We start from the raw sequence: 14,622 nt of genomic DNA, 5'->3' as shown, positions 1-14,622 counted from the left end.
TAAAATTATAACAATGAGTCAAATTTTGAACATAAAAAATGAAAAAAACAGTGATGTTACTTACTTGTGTAGTCAGTGCTTTTAGCCTGACTACACAAGCAGCTTTACCGAGCAATGCCAAATTGAGTCTAAACAAAAACAACATTAAGGTTTGGACTTATAAAGATACCAATAACCCTGTTCTGTCCTATAAAGCAGAAACAACAATAGATGTACCGATCGAACGGGCTGTTGCTTTAGTTCTGGATGTCAATAATTCACCTAAATGGGTACCCAATGTTGCTAAAGCAGAAGTGCTGTCTCGAGATGATAAAAAGGGCGAATTCAGTATTTATATGGTTTTAGACTTTCCATTTCCTCTAAAAGATCGTGACATGGTGGTGAAAGGAACGATGTCTAAAGACGCGAGTGGCACGATTTATATTAAAAACTCTGCGGTTCAACAAGGCAAAGCACTGAACTCAGATTATATTCGTTTAAAAGATTATGCGGGCGACTGGACATTTCAAAAACTTGGTCCCAATAAAGTGAAAGTGATCACTTCTGGACATGCCAATCCTGAAGGTTCAATCCCGGCAAGTGTGACCAATATGCTGGTTGAACAGCAACCTTATCAAATGCTGCAAAAGATGAAATCTGAATTGGCAAAGAATACCAAGCTTGTTGCCTTACCTGAAATTTTAAAATAATCATTGATTCAGGATGCGTTATTTATAGCTATTTTGAACCCTACACCCTATGAAGGTGCAGGGAAATGAACAATATAATCAATTCAGTCGCAGATGATTTGGTAAGTTAACATTAGCTGAATTGATGCACGGGTTCTTGGCTCATTTTCATTTGGATAAATACCAAGAGCAATCCTAATGCAGTAAGTACTGCGCCTGCAATTGAAACGGCTGAATAACTCATACCCATACTGAGAACTGCACCACCTACGGTTGCGCCTAAAGCATTACCTAAATTAAATGCACCAATATTCACTGAAGAGGCTAGTCCTGGTGCTTCATGCGCAACAGACATCACCCGCATTTGGAGTGGAGGCACAACGGCAAAGGCTGCTGCTCCCCAAACAACAAGCGCCAAAGCTGCACCAAGCGGTGTTTGTGCCAAGATCGGGAACAGTAACATGGACAGCATTAATAACACTAAAAAGCCTGTCAATGTCTTATTCAGTGATCGATCTGCGAACTTCCCACCGAGATGATTCCCAATTGAAAAACCGATTCCGATTAAGACCAACATCAGTGTGATAAACATTGGACTGGCATGGGTGATATTTTGCAAGCTCGGTGCAATATAGGTGTAGAGCGTAAACATCGCTCCTGCACTCATCACAGTCGTCAATAAGGCAAAAAGCACAGGCAAGCGAGTCAAAACTTTCAGCTCAGCTTTTACATTTGGACGCAAACCTGCCACATCTACAGGCAAGGCTTTCCATAATGCCAACATGGTGATGACACCCAAGATCGCAATTGCGGCAAAGGACATACGCCAACCAATATTTTGTCCAATCCATGTTGCTAGAGGTACCCCCCCAATATTGGCAATTGTGAGTCCCATAAACATCATGGCAACAGCACTGGCCTGTTTGTCTTTAGGCACAACACTGGTGGCAACAATTGAGCCAATCCCGAAAAATACACCATGATTAAGACTGGTAATTATTCGAGCTCCCATCAGCCCCCAATAGTTCGGTGCAATGGCTGCAAGAATATTGCCCATAGTGAAAATACTCATGGCCAATATCAGTGCTTTACGCCGTGAAAAATGTCCAAACCACAATGTCATAATCGGAGCACCGATCATTACACCTAGTGCATAAGCCGTAATGAGCATCCCCGCAGTGGGAATCGAAATGTTGAGGTTTTCTGCAATTTGAGGTAGAAAACCCATTGGAGAAAATTCAGTTGTTCCTATTGCAAAAGCGCCTATGGCTAGTGCAAGTAAGGGAAAATTTAATTTCATGAGAGATCTCAAATATACAGAAGATTGAAAAAAGACCGAGTACAGTGGTGCAATCATCAGACCAATATCACAAGCACAATTTTTTGATGTTGATTTCAACAAAAACTTTTAGATCACATTTTGTTTGAGTCAAACACACATCAAAGCTTCGCAACAAAAGATATTGCGAAGCAATTGATGCCTTTCAATCGATCAGAAATGAACAGTGAAAATGTGAGAATAGATTTAGCTGTGATTAAACTGAGCAGCTAAATTAAATATCCCACTTCGGTGCTAAATTTTCTGGATCAACTTCACGACCACTGCGCTCCAATTGTGCAATCATCTGCATTTCTTCAGTAGAGAGTTGAATCTCTTGGGCTTTTAAGTTCGTCATTAAGTTTTCACGCTTGGTTGATGATGGAATAACCGCAAAACCTTTTTGCAATGCCCATGCCAACGCAATTTGTGCTGTTGAAGCTTGATGTTGTTGAGCGATTTCAGCCAATACAGGATCATTTAAAACTTTGCCATAAGCTAAAGTCATGTATGACGTCACATCAATATGTTGTGATTGTAAGAAATCCACTAACTTTGAGTTTTGTAAATAAGGGCTGAGCTCAATTTGGTTTGTTGCAATATTTTCAAGCCCAACAGCATCAATCGCTTGTTGTGACAAGTCAATATTGAAGTTTGAAATACCAATATGTTCAGTTAAGCCAAGCTTTTTAGCTTCTAAAAGGTTATGCATCATTTCAGCAACAGAAATACCTAAACTTGGTGCAGGCCAATGGATCAAAGTCAGATTGACAGCATCAGTGCGCAGTTTTTGTAGGCTCTCTTTCAAGCTTGGAATAAGTTTGTCTGCTTGATAATTGTCAGTCCATATCTTTGTTGTGATAAACAAATCATCACGATGAATATGACTTTCAGCAATCGCCTGACCAACTTCGGCTTCATTGCCATAGATTTGTGCTGTATCTACAGCACGGTAACCCACATCTAAGGCAGTTTTGACTGAGTCAATCACCGTTTGACTGGTTAAACGAAAAGTACCTACACCAAATTGAGGAACGATATTTGTCATGATATGCTTCACTTTATTTTCGGGGATTAGCGCTATTTTGCTACTTTAATTGTTGCGGAAAAATACAGGAATATGCAAAATATTATTGACTATTAATCAATAATAAATCGTGATATTACAGAGATGAAATCGACCTTAGAAGAGTTACAGGCATTTATCAATATTGTGGATAGTGGTTCGATTGTTGCTGCTGCAAGACATCTTGAACAAACGACTTCGGGCGTGAGCCGAGCTTTGCAACGGCTTGAGTCTAAACTGAATGTGACTTTACTTGAGCGAACTACGCGGAAGCTTAAGTTAACTCAAGAGGGGCAATTATTTTTAGAAAAAGCCCGTAAAATTGTGCATGATCTGAATGAAGCTGAAGATGCTTTATTGAAGTCGGACAGCGATACTTCAGGTTTGATCCGTGTCGATTCGGCGACTCCTTTTGTGTTGCATGTGATTGCACCCTTAATGCAAGAGTTTTCTCAGCTTTATCCAGACATTGAAATTGAATTAAACAGTAATGATCAAATTATTGATTTATTGGAACATAAAACGGATGTCGCAATACGTTTTGGAGAATTAAATGACTCCAGCCTACATGCGAGATTGCTGTGTAAAAGTCGTTTATACATTGTTGCCAGCCCTGAGTATTTAGCACGAAATGGTTATCCTGCAACCCCACTCGATATCCTCAATCATGTTCAAATCGGATTTAGTAAGGTCAGTCATCTCAATACTTGGCCCATCCGTGTGAATGGTGAAAAATTGACTGTACAACCTAAAATCAAAGCATCTAGCGGTGAAACAGTACGTCAACTTTGTCTACGTGGGCATGGTATCGCCAGACTTTCAGCATTTGAGGTGCTTAAAGATCTCAGAGCGGGAAGGTTGATCGCGCTATTTGAAGATCAAATAGAAATTTACGAGCAACACATCCATGCAGTTTATTATCAACAAGAACATTTACCTAAACGTGTACGTCTATTTATTGAGTTTTTAGCGCAAAAGCTGTCAAGGTTTCGATAGTCTTTTGTGGTGGTAGATCTAGACTCAATAATGGGGCAGTGTTGGGCTGTTGCGGTGTCACCAAATGAATTTCAAAATGCTGGGCGGAGGTTTGTTGGCATTGGAATTCCAAATTTTTTTGAACAGGCATATTTATTTTAACAGCCTGATCTCCACTGGCACGATAGTGATAATGTCTGACCGCGACAGCCTGATGCAAGGTTGGCTGTAGATGATCAAGCTGATAATTACCCAAACGTTGTGTCTTCAAAAAACCTTCAATCAAAGATTTGCATACAAAATGTTGTTGCTGAGCTGCTTTATTGACTTGTTGAGGCTGGCAGGCGCTGAGTACCAAAGCAAGGCTGATTAGGGCGATGATTCTCATTATTTTCTCCTTTCAAATCAATTATGTTTTAAAAACTGGCTGTAAAAGAAGCATAAATCTGTTAGGTTTACAGATACAGATACAACAAATATTAAAATTTGGGTACAGATATGGCTTTCCAATATCAGATCTTGGCACAACAGATCGCGCAAAAAATTTATTGTGGGGAGCTCGCAGTCGGGCAACGACTGAGTTCTTTGCGTCAATTTGCTGAACTACAAAAAGTGAGTTTGAATACGGCAAAGAGTTGTTATGAATTGCTTGAAGCTCAAGGCTTGATTTTTGTCAAAGAAAAGTCAGGTTATTTTGTACAGGCTTTGCCAAATTCCCCGCAGATTGCTGTACCTGACCATCCAGATTTTCAGTCTAGACCAAGGGAAGTTTCTAATCTGGAATTGCAAATTCAAATTCATGAGGCTGCGATCAATAATAAATTGATTCATCTCGGTTCGATTCAATTGTCACCTAATCTGGTTCCTATCGAAGCCTTACGTCGTTCAATCCAACGTGCTTTAAAGCACAGTAAACCGGAAGATTTTTTATATAACGATCGTCAAGGACATCTGCAATTGAGGGAGGCTTTGTCGGCACACTGGGCTGAAGATGGTTTTTATATTGCAAAAGAAGATATTTATATCAGTAATGGCTGTATGCCTGCACTGTCGATCATGATTCAGAGCCTTACACAAGTTGGTGATAGCGTGATTGTGCCGACACCAAACTATAATGGGCAGTTGCAGTTATTGGCTTTGTTGAAGCGAAAAATTATCGAAATCCCAGCCAATACAGAAGGTTTTGATCTAGATCGTTTAGAGCAAGAAATGCAAAGTCCAGGGGTAAAAATCTGCTTATTGACGGCTAATTTTCAAAATCCTCTGGGTTTTTGCCTCAGCAATGCTGAGAAAGAACGTATTGCACAACTTGCGGCGAAATATCAATGCTATGTGATTGAAGATGATATTTATGCAGAATGTAGTTTTAATGCCAAACGTCCTTTACCTATTAAATATTGGGATCAACAGGGTTATGTGGTGTATTGCAGCTCAGTCTCAAAATCTCTATCAACCTCTTATCGTGTAGGCTGGTTTTGCTTACCGCAGCGCTTACAACATTTACATGCAAGACTCATTTTACAGAATGTTTCGGTGAATACGCCTTTGCAATTGGGGCTTGCTGATATGATTTATAGCAGAGCCTATCGTCAACATCTGAGTGAATTACGTCCTAAACTGATGGCACAGGTTGAGCAGTATCGACAATTTATTCAACAGGCTTTTCATGGCGTGAGTATCCGTTTGAATCAACCGCAGGGGAGTTATGCGCTTTGGCTGCAATTCCCTGAACAAGTAGATAGTTTGGCGTTGTATTACTATGCGCAGCAATACAGTATCAATATTGTTCCGGGTATTATTTTTGGTGAAGATCATCGTTATAACAATTGTATTCGTTTAAATGCAGGACATGAATTGTCTCAGGAGGTTCAGGATGCCATCATGTTATTGGCAGATTGGGTCAGAGGCGAATTGTCAACCAAGAGTGTGGCATAAGCGCACTCAACATGATGACATTCATATCGCCTCACGTTAGAAAAAAACAGTGATGATCCAAAAAATTAAAAATAAATGAATGACCAAGATCTTCTAACACATTCTATAAAAACATAAATTTAATCAGATATGCGTGATTGAAATCAAAGCACTAGTCCGAAGAATCCGACAGTTTGACTAAGGTTTACAAACGGCATGATCCATTGCCCCATTGACGATGATGAATGTCAACGTAAATGGGGTATATTGCATAGATTAAAAATCAGCTTTTAACACAATACGATAACGTGCTTTTCCTGAATGGAGGCGTTCCAAAGCATCATTAATTTTTGACATTGGATACACTTCGATTTGAGGAGCAATATTTTTACGCGCTGCGAATTGCAATAATTGACGTAATGCAAAAGGGGAGCCTGTTGGAGAGCCAGTTACTGATTTTGCACCACTGATCAATGTACCTGCAGGAATGGGCATAGGTTCAAGCACCATGCCTAACATATGAATAGTGCCATTGGGTGCAAGTGTATTCAGATAAGCTTTCCAGTCTAAGCTCACATTCACCGTACAGAGTAACAAATCAAATTTACCACGTTGTGCTTTTAAATCATTTGCATCACGGCTATTGACGATATGGTCTGCGCCCATCGCTCGCAGTTCATCTGACTTATCTAAATTAGAGGTGAATGCGGTAATTTCACAGCCCCACGCTTTGAGTAATTTAATTGCCATATGACCTAAACCACCAATCCCAATGACACCTACATGATGAACAGCTTGAATTTGGTGTTTTAAAATCGGATCAAAAACAGTGATTCCTCCACATAATAGTGGACCTGCACTTTCAGGGTCTAAGTTTTCAGGAAGTGGAATAATCCATTGCCAACCAGCACGAACCTTATCTGCAAAACCGCCAGCATGACCAACGATGGTGGCTTTTTTTTCGCCAGTGCAAAGCACTTGTTGTCCACTGACACATGGGTCACAGTGCTGACAGCTTTCTGCTGTCCAACCGATACCAACACGTTGTCCGACTTTTAAACCTTTTGCTTCTGAACCCAACTGAGTGATCGTTCCAATAATTTCATGACCACCCACTACAGGGAAAACTGCATTTCCCCATTCATTGTTAATCACGGAAACATCAGAGTGGCATAAACCGCAATATTCAACTTTAACTTCAACTTGATGTGGTGCTAAATCGCCAGCATCAAATTGATAGGGTACAAGTTCAGCGCCTGCTTCTAGGGCTGCATAGGATTGAATGATATTGGCTGACATATGAATCCTTCCTGTTTTTTGAGCGAAATTTAGCGCGACATACAATCATTTTCATGGTCATTGACCATTCCAACCGCCTGCATGAATGCGTAGCATGTTGTTGGACCGACAAACTTAAAGCCGTTTTTCTTCAAAGTTTTAGATAACTTTAGGCTGGCTTCAGTTTGCGCAGGTGCTTGTCGATAATCAGGAACATCATTCAGCTGTACCTGTTGATCAACAAAATCCCAAAGCCAATCTACCATATCAATATTTTTTGCTTTCATGTTTTGCCATGCAATGGCATTGTCACGAATAGCGGTAAGTTTACCAATATGACGAATGAGCCCAGTATCTTGGCATTTCAATGCCAAATCTTGTTCAGTCAAGTCAGCAATGGTTTGAATTGAATGATTAAAAAAATGTGTACGATAAGATTCACGCTTTTTTAAAACAGTAATCCAAGATAATCCTGCTTGTTGCCCTTCGAGACACAACATTTCAAATAAATGTTGCTCATTGCGATTTGGTTTACCCCATTCATGATCATGGTATTCGATATAAATTGGATCATCCGAACACCAGCCACAGCGTTTATTGATCATGAAAGATGCTCCATTTTTTTTGATGTAATTAGAGTTTAAATTCGACCCATTGATCTTGTTTGTTATCCCAATATGAAAGTTGGGCAGTTTCTAGGTCAGTAAAATTTATCCAAATATCTTTACCCGCTTTATCTGCAAAGCCAGTACTGATCATGAGGGACTCATTGGTGATTTCCATAATCCAGCCTTGATGGCTTTGCCCTTTGAGGACAATTTTTTGTTGATTGCCTGATTCTGCAAATTCAACTAAACGCTCAAGCAATGCTTCTGACATGGAATATTCCTAAATATCTAATTTAAAATTTAACGTAAATACGGATAAGGATTCACTGCACCTTGTCCCTTACCTCTTAAGTATAGTCCATAGTGTAAATGAGGTGCAGTATGTCGTGCATTTCCTGTATTGCCGACATACCCAATTAATTCACCTTTTTTAACGTAGTCTCCTTCTTTTAAACCACGTCGGTGATCATTGAGATGTGCATAATAATGATAAGCACCACCAGGTCCCATTAACCAAATCACATTACCGCCTAAGTTGTTACTTTTTAAACTGGTAATCACTCCTTCAGTATTACTGTACACTTTGGTTCCACGTGAAGCCATGATGTCAATGCCCTCATGTGCGCGTCCAGCACTTCGGGACGCCCCCCACGTATCGGTGAGATTTTGTGGTTTGACACCATCGACAGGGATCGCCAACCGTGTTGGAAGCGGCATTGCTTTTAATCGGTTAATTTGAGCTTGCGGAAGATGCGGTCTTGTACCACTGGGCTTTTTTGGTGCGGTGGTACATGCGCTCAATATGATTGTAAACAGGGCAATCACACAATATTGGATACGATGCGGCACGAGACATCCTTTTTTTCTAGTTTCAAATTTCAGCTTTGAGGTTTAAAAAGGGTAAATTAAAATTGAAAAAATGATCAGAATACCCGTGCCTGACTATGTCATATTTTGATTGCTGAGATCAATTTTTTCATGGCTGTTGGTATGCCCATTTGTGTAGCTTTTTGTGGCGTGAGCCATTCACCGCCCAGTTCTGCTTGGAGATATTCAGCTTGGTCTTTTTCAACATGAATGATGTGTGCGGTTAATATCCAAGTAAAATGAGTGAAACTATGCGAAATTTGCACAGATTCAACGTTTGAAACCAGCTTTAAACGTTCACAGATCTGTTGCAGTTCAGCCTCACTTGCAAAAATTGGTAAACTCCATAATCCACCCCACAAACCACTATTAGGACGTTGCTCCCACAACCATTGCCCTTGAGACTCAATGAGCAAGACTTTGCCAGTTTTCACTGGAACAGGTTTTTTGGGTTTTTTATAAGGGAGTTCTGTTTCTAACCCTTGCTGATGGGCTTGGCAATGTTGCTGCATTGGGCAATACAGACATAATGGTTTTTTAGGGGTGCAGATGGTTGCACCTAAATCCATAATAGCCTGAGTATAGTCATGATTACGTTCAGTAGGGCACAAACTTTCGGCCAATTTCCACATTTCCCGTTCATGTACAGGTTTACTGAGATCATCTTCAATGGCAAAAAATCGCGATAAAACACGTTTTACATTGCCATCCATAATGACACCATATTGGCGTAACCCAAGTGACATAAGTGCACCTGCGGTAGAACGTCCAATACCTGAGAGCTCCATCCATTGTTCCAGAGTGTTTGGAAAATGTCCTTGTTGACTGACAACCGTCGCAGCTTTATGTAAGTTTCTGGCGCGTGCGTAATAGCCCAAGCCTGCCCAATAAGGTGCAACATCATCCCATGACGCCTGACCCAAATCATCAACGGTAGGGAAGCGTTGAATAAATTTGTCAAAATATTGCAGCACTGTTTTGACTTGAGTTTGTTGCAACATAATTTCAGAGACCCAAACTTTATAAGGATCATCTGCCACTTGCCAAGGCAGATCATGGCGTCCGTGTTGATCAAACCAAGTCAGTAATGCGTCTGAAAATGAAAATTGCGACATATCAATCTAGGGCAAAAATAGGTGGCTCAGTATAACCAAATTCGAATCGATTACAGAAAATTATCTGAATACTGTGCATGAGATTTGTGTGAGTTAAGCCATTTCGAATAGTCAGAATTTAATTTTAAAGTCAAGTTGAATGAAGCAATATATTGAACTAAAAAAGACGCAGTAGCGTCTTTTTTAGTTGACTGGCAAAGGATTAATTTTCGTTGATGATACCCCAACGCTGATCCAGTTTAAGCGGTTCATTTTTATAGCGTGGAATGATATGAATATGAAAGTGTTTATTCTGTTCTTGACCAAAAACATCACCATCATTAAAGGCAATGTGAAAGCCTTCTGGTTGATGACGGAGTTTGAGTTCATTACGTGCCAACTCTAACAACGAAGAAAGACTTTTACGCTCTTTTTCTGAAACCTCAAAAAAAGAATCGATATGGCGCAATGGGATAATGACTGAATGCCCTTTAGACAAAGGATTTTGTTCAGGCAAAATTGCACCAAATTCATTTTTATCAATGATGTCAAATTCTTCAAATTCACAATAAGGGCATTTTATCTCAGTCATTTTAAACTCCTTGTTTACTGGTTGAGTTCATACATCAGATTTAAAATCAAACCAATGTACGATTTAACAACTGATACATAGCAGTTAATCCTGCGCTTTCAGCTTCTGCGTTATAACCTAGATCTACACCATTGGCTTTGGCACGTTCATCTGCTTGTGGGTTACTAAAGCCATGTTTGGCATCTTTAAGGATGATCACTTCAGATTTTACTTGGGCATGATTCATTTCTTGTTTGAAGGATTCAACATCTGCCAAAGACACCATTGAGTCTTTTTCACCATGTAAAACTAAAACCTCAGCTTTAAATTTTCCTGATTGTGCTGGGTTTTGTGCGGAAAGGTTGGCGTGGAAAGTAACGACTGCTTTTAAGTCAGCACCAGAACGAGCTAAATCGAGCATGACTTTTCCGCCATAGCAAAAGCCAATAGCAGCTAAACGATCTCCATCCACCTCAGGTTGAGCAGCAAGTGTAGCAAGTGCAGCAGAGGTACGATCTACAATGGTATCGGCATCTTGGAAAGTTTGCATCATCCATTCATTGGCTTGTGTCGCAACGGTTGTCACTTTTTTATCGCCATACATGTCGATTGCTAAAGCAGCAAAGCCATGTTCTGCAAGCTCTCTAGCGCGTTGCTCAGTATATTCATTGCGTCCCCACCATTCAGGACCCACGATGACACCTGCAACAGGTTGTGTAGATTCAGGGGCAGCAAAATAACCGATTAAAGTTGTTCCATCTTTTGCTTGGTATTGAATTTCACGAGTTTTAATTGCAACAGCCATCTGTTCAATCCTTTTATATTTTTGAGAGCGACATTGATTAAAGCATAAATATAAAGGATTCAAATGGCTAATTTAGGAATATTGAGTATAGAAATGTGAGAAATTATGAATGATGGAATGGGTGCAGAAATGAAAAAAGAAGGACCTAGGACCTTCTTGATCATAAACAGAGACTGTCATAAAAATGTTGAGAAAAGCTTAAACTTTCCCTCTGGAAATAAATCCGACAATTGCAAGAATAACGGCAACAACAAGAAGAATTACTGCAAAGTCTTTAGACATTCCTGCGACACCGCCAAAACCAAATAAACTTGCAACTAACGCGATCACAGCGAAAATTATTGCCCAACGGAACATGATATCCACCTCCATATTGTTTTTATGCAGTTTCAGTATAAGGAGAAAAACGACACGGTCTTGTGAAGTTATGTTTGAAAAGTGTGATAAATAAAGCATTATGTAACTGATTTGTGATGTTTTTTTATTCTCTAGTTCATGTTCTTATGCTGATATAATAACAACATCTCATATGACTTCACTTTATATCATGAGCCTCGAAATACGCCCCCAATTTTGGAAAAACTATCATTTGTCTGAACTCAATCAGGCGGAATGGGAGGCCTTATGTGATGGTTGTGGTTTGTGCTGCTTGGTTAAACTCGAAGATGATGAAACACATGAAATCGCTTATACCAAGGTGTCTTGTAAACTACTGGACTGTCAAACAGCACAATGTTCAGACTATGCTAATCGCTTGAACTATGTCCCAGATTGTATTCAATTGAGTCCTGAAAAATTAGCGCAAATAAATTGGTTGCCTTCAAGTTGTGCCTATCGGCGTGTCAATGAAGGTAAAAACCTTCCGTCTTGGCACTATTTAATTACAGGCTCCAGACAAAATGTGATTAAAGCCAGAAAATCTGCAGCAGGGCGCTGCATCTCAGAGACAGAAGTTGATGAGGAAGAAATTGACGAATATATTGTGCGTTGGGTACGTTAGAAAATGACCATAATTTGGAATTGATAATCATTATCAAATAGTAATATGATAAACCAGCTTTCATGATGTGATCTCATTTAAAATGTCTGGTTTATTTACACGATTGAAAAAAATTACAATGTGCCTATGTGCGATCAGTCTAAGCTTTGTTGCGTGTTCCCTTGCTTATGCCAAGCCTGATCTAAAGCCCTTAGGACCGAATATTGCAGATCATGGTTCAAGTTATTATCAGTTTCAAGTTCACAGCTTTCAGTCAGCCGATCAGCAACGACATTATAAAGTTTGGTTAGGTATACCTAAACAGATCAATAAAAATCAGCCCCGTCCCGCTATTTTTATGCTGGATGGTAATTCAGTCATGGCGCGTTTAGATGAAGCATTATTAAAGCAATTATCAGAACAAGATAGCCCCGTTTTAGTGGCGATTGGCTATCAAACTCAGTTGCCGTTTGAATCTGCTTCACGTTCCGTGGACTATACGCCAGCAGATGAGTCTGGAAAAATATCAGTTGATCCCCGAAATCCTGAGCGCATGTCAGGAGGAAGTCCGCAATTTAGACAAATGATTTTTGAAAAAATCATGCCTTGGGTTTACTCGCAGGTGAAATTGGATGCTCAGCGCACTGCATTGTGGGGACATTCTTATGGGGGCTTATTTGTATTAGATACATTATTGAATCGCCAGCAACATGAGCAGAAATTTTCGCATTATTTTGCAGCAAGCCCATCTTTAACTTGGGCAGATTCCCGATTATTGAAAGCAGTTGAGCAGGTAAAACCTGAATCAGTTAAAGATCAAAAGCTATTGGTGATGGAAGGTGATCTTGTTCCATCTAGCACAGCGAAAATCAGCCCGAATGCTGATCGGGACATGAACCAAAACAATCGAAAATTGGTTCTAGACTTAGCCAGCAAAGGTGCAAATACCAAGCTTTTATTGTATCCACATCTCAGTCATGGTGAAGTGTTTCAGGCTTCACTGATGGATATTTTACAGAATCGATTATTTTAAAATTGAAAGTACAATATTGAATGCTTTCCATAGTAGACTAAGCTCAGCATTCATCAATTAAAAAAGCAGTATGTCAGACACTCAAATTCCACTTCCAGAACGTTTACGTCCACGTGATTTGTCTGAAATTATTGGACAAGATCATTTGCTTGGCGCTGACGCCCCATTACGTCAAATGATTGATCAAGGGCATTTGCCTTCGATTATTTTCTGGGGACCACCTGGTGTTGGAAAAACCACAATTGCATTATTATTGGCACAAGCTGTGGATCGTCCATTTGTCAGTTTATCTGCATTAAACACAGGTGTGAAAGAACTGCGCGAAGTGATTGCTGAAAGTGGTGATTTACTAACACCAGTGGTATTTATTGATGAAATTCATCGTTTCAATAAGTCACAACAAGACGCACTTTTGAATGCTGTTGAAAAAGGTAAAATTACCTTGATTGGGGCAACAACAGAGAATCCCTCTTTTGAAGTCAACAGTGCATTACTATCACGTTGTCAGGTATATACGCTGAATGCGCTCAGTAATGAAGCAATTCAAGAACTGATTCTTCGGGCGATTCAACAGGATAAGTTTTTACAAGAGCGTCATATTCAGATTGAAGAGTTTGATGCCTTAATTCAATTCGCCGCAGGTGATGCACGTAAAGCATTGAATTTAATTGATCTCATTGCCAGCACTTTTGAGTCAGATATTGAAAATATTGTGACAAATGCGATCGTCGTTAAAGTTGCCCAACAAAATATCGCACGCTATGACAAGTCAGGTGAACAACATTATGATCTTGTGTCTGCGTTTATTAAGTCGATTCGTGGGAGTGATCCAGATGCAGCGTTATATTGGATGGCACGAATGCTAAAAGGTGGAGAAGATCCAGTTTTTATCGCTCGACGTATGCTGATTGCTGCCTCAGAAGATATTGGCAATTCAAATCCTAATGCATTGTTGTTGGCAGGAGAGTGTTTCCGCTCGGTTCAAGCCATTGGGATGCCTGAATGCAGAATTATTTTAGGGCAATGTGCCGTTTATTTGGCAACCAGTGCCAAAAGTAACAGTACCTACTTAGCCATCAATAAGGCACTAGAGTTGGCTGAGAAAACCTCGAATCTACCTGTACCTCTACATTTACGTAATGCACCAACCAAATTGATGAAGCAACAGGGCTATGGGGTAGATTATCTCTATCCGCACAATTATCCAGAACATTTTGTGCTACAAGACTATTTGCCACCTGAGTTAAAAGGGACAAAATTATACGAGTCTGCACGAAATAAAAGGGAGGTTGAAGGGGAGCGCTTACAACAACGCCGTTGGCAGCAGGAACAGCAGCAACAATAATTTTCATGTTGGCTTTAAAGTAGCTGATCTATGACAGATAAAGGTTTAAAATATCGGCAAAATTTAAATTAGGCTGATGCCTTTAAAATGTAACTTGCTCA

17 protein-coding genes are annotated in these 14,622 nt (G+C 39.9%); 6 read left to right on the top strand and 11 right to left on the bottom strand.

Going from position 1 to position 14,622, the window contains the following annotated elements; genetic code table 11:
• Positions 1-38: 38 nt before the first annotated feature.
• Entirely contained in the window at positions 39-689 is a 651-nt protein-coding gene (locus I9192_RS21545; protein WP_005034978.1) for an START domain-containing protein, read from the top strand.
• A gap of 112 nt (positions 690-801) precedes the next feature.
• Here I9192_RS21545 and I9192_RS21540 read toward each other — a convergent pair whose 3' ends face one another.
• Positions 802-1,968 (bottom strand): MFS transporter, encoded by a 1,167-nt coding sequence (locus I9192_RS21540; protein ID WP_005034981.1) that lies wholly within the window; start codon positions 1,966-1,968, stop codon positions 802-804.
• A gap of 253 nt (positions 1,969-2,221) precedes the next feature.
• Positions 2,222-3,034, bottom strand: a complete 813-nt coding sequence (dkgB, locus tag I9192_RS21535; RefSeq protein ID WP_005034984.1) for a 2,5-didehydrogluconate reductase DkgB — start codon at positions 3,032-3,034, stop codon at positions 2,222-2,224.
• 123 nt (positions 3,035-3,157) lie between these two features.
• On the opposite strand from dkgB, the gene I9192_RS21530 reads away from it, so the two are divergent.
• Positions 3,158-4,048 carry a LysR family transcriptional regulator gene (locus I9192_RS21530; protein WP_005034987.1) on the top strand — a complete coding sequence of 297 codons (891 nt, stop codon included), beginning with the start codon at positions 3,158-3,160 and terminating at the stop codon, positions 4,046-4,048.
• On the opposite strand, the gene I9192_RS21525 is transcribed toward I9192_RS21530, so the two are convergent.
• Positions 4,008-4,415 (bottom strand): hypothetical protein, encoded by a 408-nt coding sequence (locus I9192_RS21525; protein WP_004825812.1) that lies wholly within the window; start codon positions 4,413-4,415, stop codon positions 4,008-4,010. The genes I9192_RS21530 and I9192_RS21525 overlap by 41 nt on opposite strands.
• A gap of 110 nt (positions 4,416-4,525) precedes the next feature.
• On the opposite strand from I9192_RS21525, the gene I9192_RS21520 reads away from it, so the two are divergent.
• On the top strand, positions 4,526-5,962 hold the full coding sequence (locus I9192_RS21520) for an aminotransferase-like domain-containing protein (RefSeq protein ID WP_005034989.1): 1,437 nt from the start codon (positions 4,526-4,528) through the stop codon (positions 5,960-5,962).
• 255 nt (positions 5,963-6,217) lie between these two features.
• Here the strand turns inward: I9192_RS21520 and ahr are convergent, their stop codons facing one another.
• From ahr to I9192_RS21480, 8 genes are all read right to left on the bottom strand, one after another.
• Positions 6,218-7,240 (bottom strand): NADPH-dependent aldehyde reductase Ahr, encoded by a 1,023-nt coding sequence (gene ahr / locus I9192_RS21515; protein WP_005034992.1) that lies wholly within the window; start codon positions 7,238-7,240, stop codon positions 6,218-6,220.
• Between the two features lie 29 nt (positions 7,241-7,269).
• Complete coding sequence (locus I9192_RS21510) at positions 7,270-7,824, bottom strand: DNA-3-methyladenine glycosylase I (RefSeq protein WP_005034994.1); 555 nt, start codon at positions 7,822-7,824, stop codon at positions 7,270-7,272.
• A gap of 28 nt (positions 7,825-7,852) precedes the next feature.
• Positions 7,853-8,098, bottom strand: a complete 246-nt coding sequence (locus I9192_RS21505) for a hypothetical protein (protein WP_004825820.1) — start codon at positions 8,096-8,098, stop codon at positions 7,853-7,855.
• A 29-nt stretch (positions 8,099-8,127) separates the two neighbouring features.
• The gene (locus I9192_RS21500) at positions 8,128-8,676 is read right to left on the bottom strand and encodes a M23 family metallopeptidase (RefSeq protein ID WP_005034996.1); all 549 of its coding nucleotides are present in this window, start codon (positions 8,674-8,676) and stop codon (positions 8,128-8,130) included.
• A 98-nt stretch (positions 8,677-8,774) separates the two neighbouring features.
• Entirely contained in the window at positions 8,775-9,809 is a 1,035-nt protein-coding gene (mutY, locus tag I9192_RS21495) for an A/G-specific adenine glycosylase (protein WP_005034998.1), read from the bottom strand.
• Between the two features lie 202 nt (positions 9,810-10,011).
• On the bottom strand, positions 10,012-10,380 hold the full coding sequence (locus tag I9192_RS21490) for an HIT family protein (RefSeq protein WP_004825828.1): 369 nt from the start codon (positions 10,378-10,380) through the stop codon (positions 10,012-10,014).
• Positions 10,381-10,426: 46 nt separating this feature from the next.
• Positions 10,427-11,164 carry a dienelactone hydrolase family protein gene (locus I9192_RS21485; protein ID WP_005035000.1) on the bottom strand — a complete coding sequence of 246 codons (738 nt, stop codon included), beginning with the start codon at positions 11,162-11,164 and terminating at the stop codon, positions 10,427-10,429.
• 198 nt (positions 11,165-11,362) lie between these two features.
• The gene (locus tag I9192_RS21480) at positions 11,363-11,521 is read right to left on the bottom strand and encodes a DUF1328 domain-containing protein (protein ID WP_004825834.1); all 159 of its coding nucleotides are present in this window, start codon (positions 11,519-11,521) and stop codon (positions 11,363-11,365) included.
• Positions 11,522-11,711: 190 nt separating this feature from the next.
• On the opposite strand from I9192_RS21480, the gene I9192_RS21475 reads away from it, so the two are divergent.
• The 3 genes from I9192_RS21475 to I9192_RS21465 all read left to right on the top strand — a co-directional run bounded on the left by I9192_RS21475 (position 11,712) and on the right by I9192_RS21465 (position 14,521).
• The gene (locus tag I9192_RS21475; protein WP_026040264.1) at positions 11,712-12,164 is read left to right on the top strand and encodes a YcgN family cysteine cluster protein; all 453 of its coding nucleotides are present in this window, start codon (positions 11,712-11,714) and stop codon (positions 12,162-12,164) included.
• Between the two features lie 82 nt (positions 12,165-12,246).
• Positions 12,247-13,176, top strand: a complete 930-nt coding sequence (locus I9192_RS21470) for an alpha/beta hydrolase (RefSeq protein WP_005035002.1) — start codon at positions 12,247-12,249, stop codon at positions 13,174-13,176.
• A 70-nt stretch (positions 13,177-13,246) separates the two neighbouring features.
• Complete coding sequence (locus I9192_RS21465) at positions 13,247-14,521, top strand: replication-associated recombination protein A (protein WP_005035003.1); 1,275 nt, start codon at positions 13,247-13,249, stop codon at positions 14,519-14,521.
• Positions 14,522-14,622: the final 101 nt, after the last annotated feature.

Origin of the sequence: Acinetobacter bereziniae (assembly GCF_016576965.1) — a bacterium.
In the GTDB taxonomy this organism is placed as follows: Bacteria; Pseudomonadota; Gammaproteobacteria; order Pseudomonadales; family Moraxellaceae; genus Acinetobacter; species Acinetobacter bereziniae.
The sequence above is the reverse complement of the archived record's forward strand: the minus strand, read 5'-3'. Positions and strand labels throughout refer to the sequence as shown.

Excerpts from the sequence above, each read along its gene's own strand:
- I9192_RS21485 (WP_005035000.1), bottom strand. The coding sequence starts at position 11,164 with ATGGCTGTTGCAATTAAAACTCGTGAAATTCAATACCAAGCAAAAGAT.
- mutY (WP_005034998.1), bottom strand. The coding sequence starts at position 9,809 with ATGTCGCAATTTTCATTTTCAGACGCATTACTGACTTGGTTTGATCAA.
- I9192_RS21540 (WP_005034981.1), bottom strand. The coding sequence starts at position 1,968 with ATGAAATTAAATTTTCCCTTACTTGCACTAGCCATAGGCGCTTTTGCA.
- I9192_RS21510 (WP_005034994.1), bottom strand. The coding sequence starts at position 7,824 with ATGATCAATAAACGCTGTGGCTGGTGTTCGGATGATCCAATTTATATC.
- I9192_RS21520 (WP_005034989.1), top strand. The coding sequence starts at position 4,526 with ATGGCTTTCCAATATCAGATCTTGGCACAACAGATCGCGCAAAAAATT.
- I9192_RS21530 (WP_005034987.1), top strand. The coding sequence starts at position 3,158 with ATGAAATCGACCTTAGAAGAGTTACAGGCATTTATCAATATTGTGGAT.
- I9192_RS21505 (WP_004825820.1), bottom strand. The coding sequence starts at position 8,098 with ATGTCAGAAGCATTGCTTGAGCGTTTAGTTGAATTTGCAGAATCAGGC.
- I9192_RS21465 (WP_005035003.1), top strand. The coding sequence starts at position 13,247 with ATGTCAGACACTCAAATTCCACTTCCAGAACGTTTACGTCCACGTGAT.
- I9192_RS21480 (WP_004825834.1), bottom strand. The coding sequence starts at position 11,521 with ATGTTCCGTTGGGCAATAATTTTCGCTGTGATCGCGTTAGTTGCAAGT.
- ahr (WP_005034992.1), bottom strand. The coding sequence starts at position 7,240 with ATGTCAGCCAATATCATTCAATCCTATGCAGCCCTAGAAGCAGGCGCT.
- I9192_RS21525 (WP_004825812.1), bottom strand. The coding sequence starts at position 4,415 with ATGAGAATCATCGCCCTAATCAGCCTTGCTTTGGTACTCAGCGCCTGC.
- dkgB (WP_005034984.1), bottom strand. The coding sequence starts at position 3,034 with ATGACAAATATCGTTCCTCAATTTGGTGTAGGTACTTTTCGTTTAACC.
- I9192_RS21475 (WP_026040264.1), top strand. The coding sequence starts at position 11,712 with ATGAGCCTCGAAATACGCCCCCAATTTTGGAAAAACTATCATTTGTCT.
- I9192_RS21470 (WP_005035002.1), top strand. The coding sequence starts at position 12,247 with ATGTCTGGTTTATTTACACGATTGAAAAAAATTACAATGTGCCTATGT.
- I9192_RS21490 (WP_004825828.1), bottom strand. The coding sequence starts at position 10,380 with ATGACTGAGATAAAATGCCCTTATTGTGAATTTGAAGAATTTGACATC.
- I9192_RS21545 (WP_005034978.1), top strand. The coding sequence starts at position 39 with ATGAAAAAAACAGTGATGTTACTTACTTGTGTAGTCAGTGCTTTTAGC.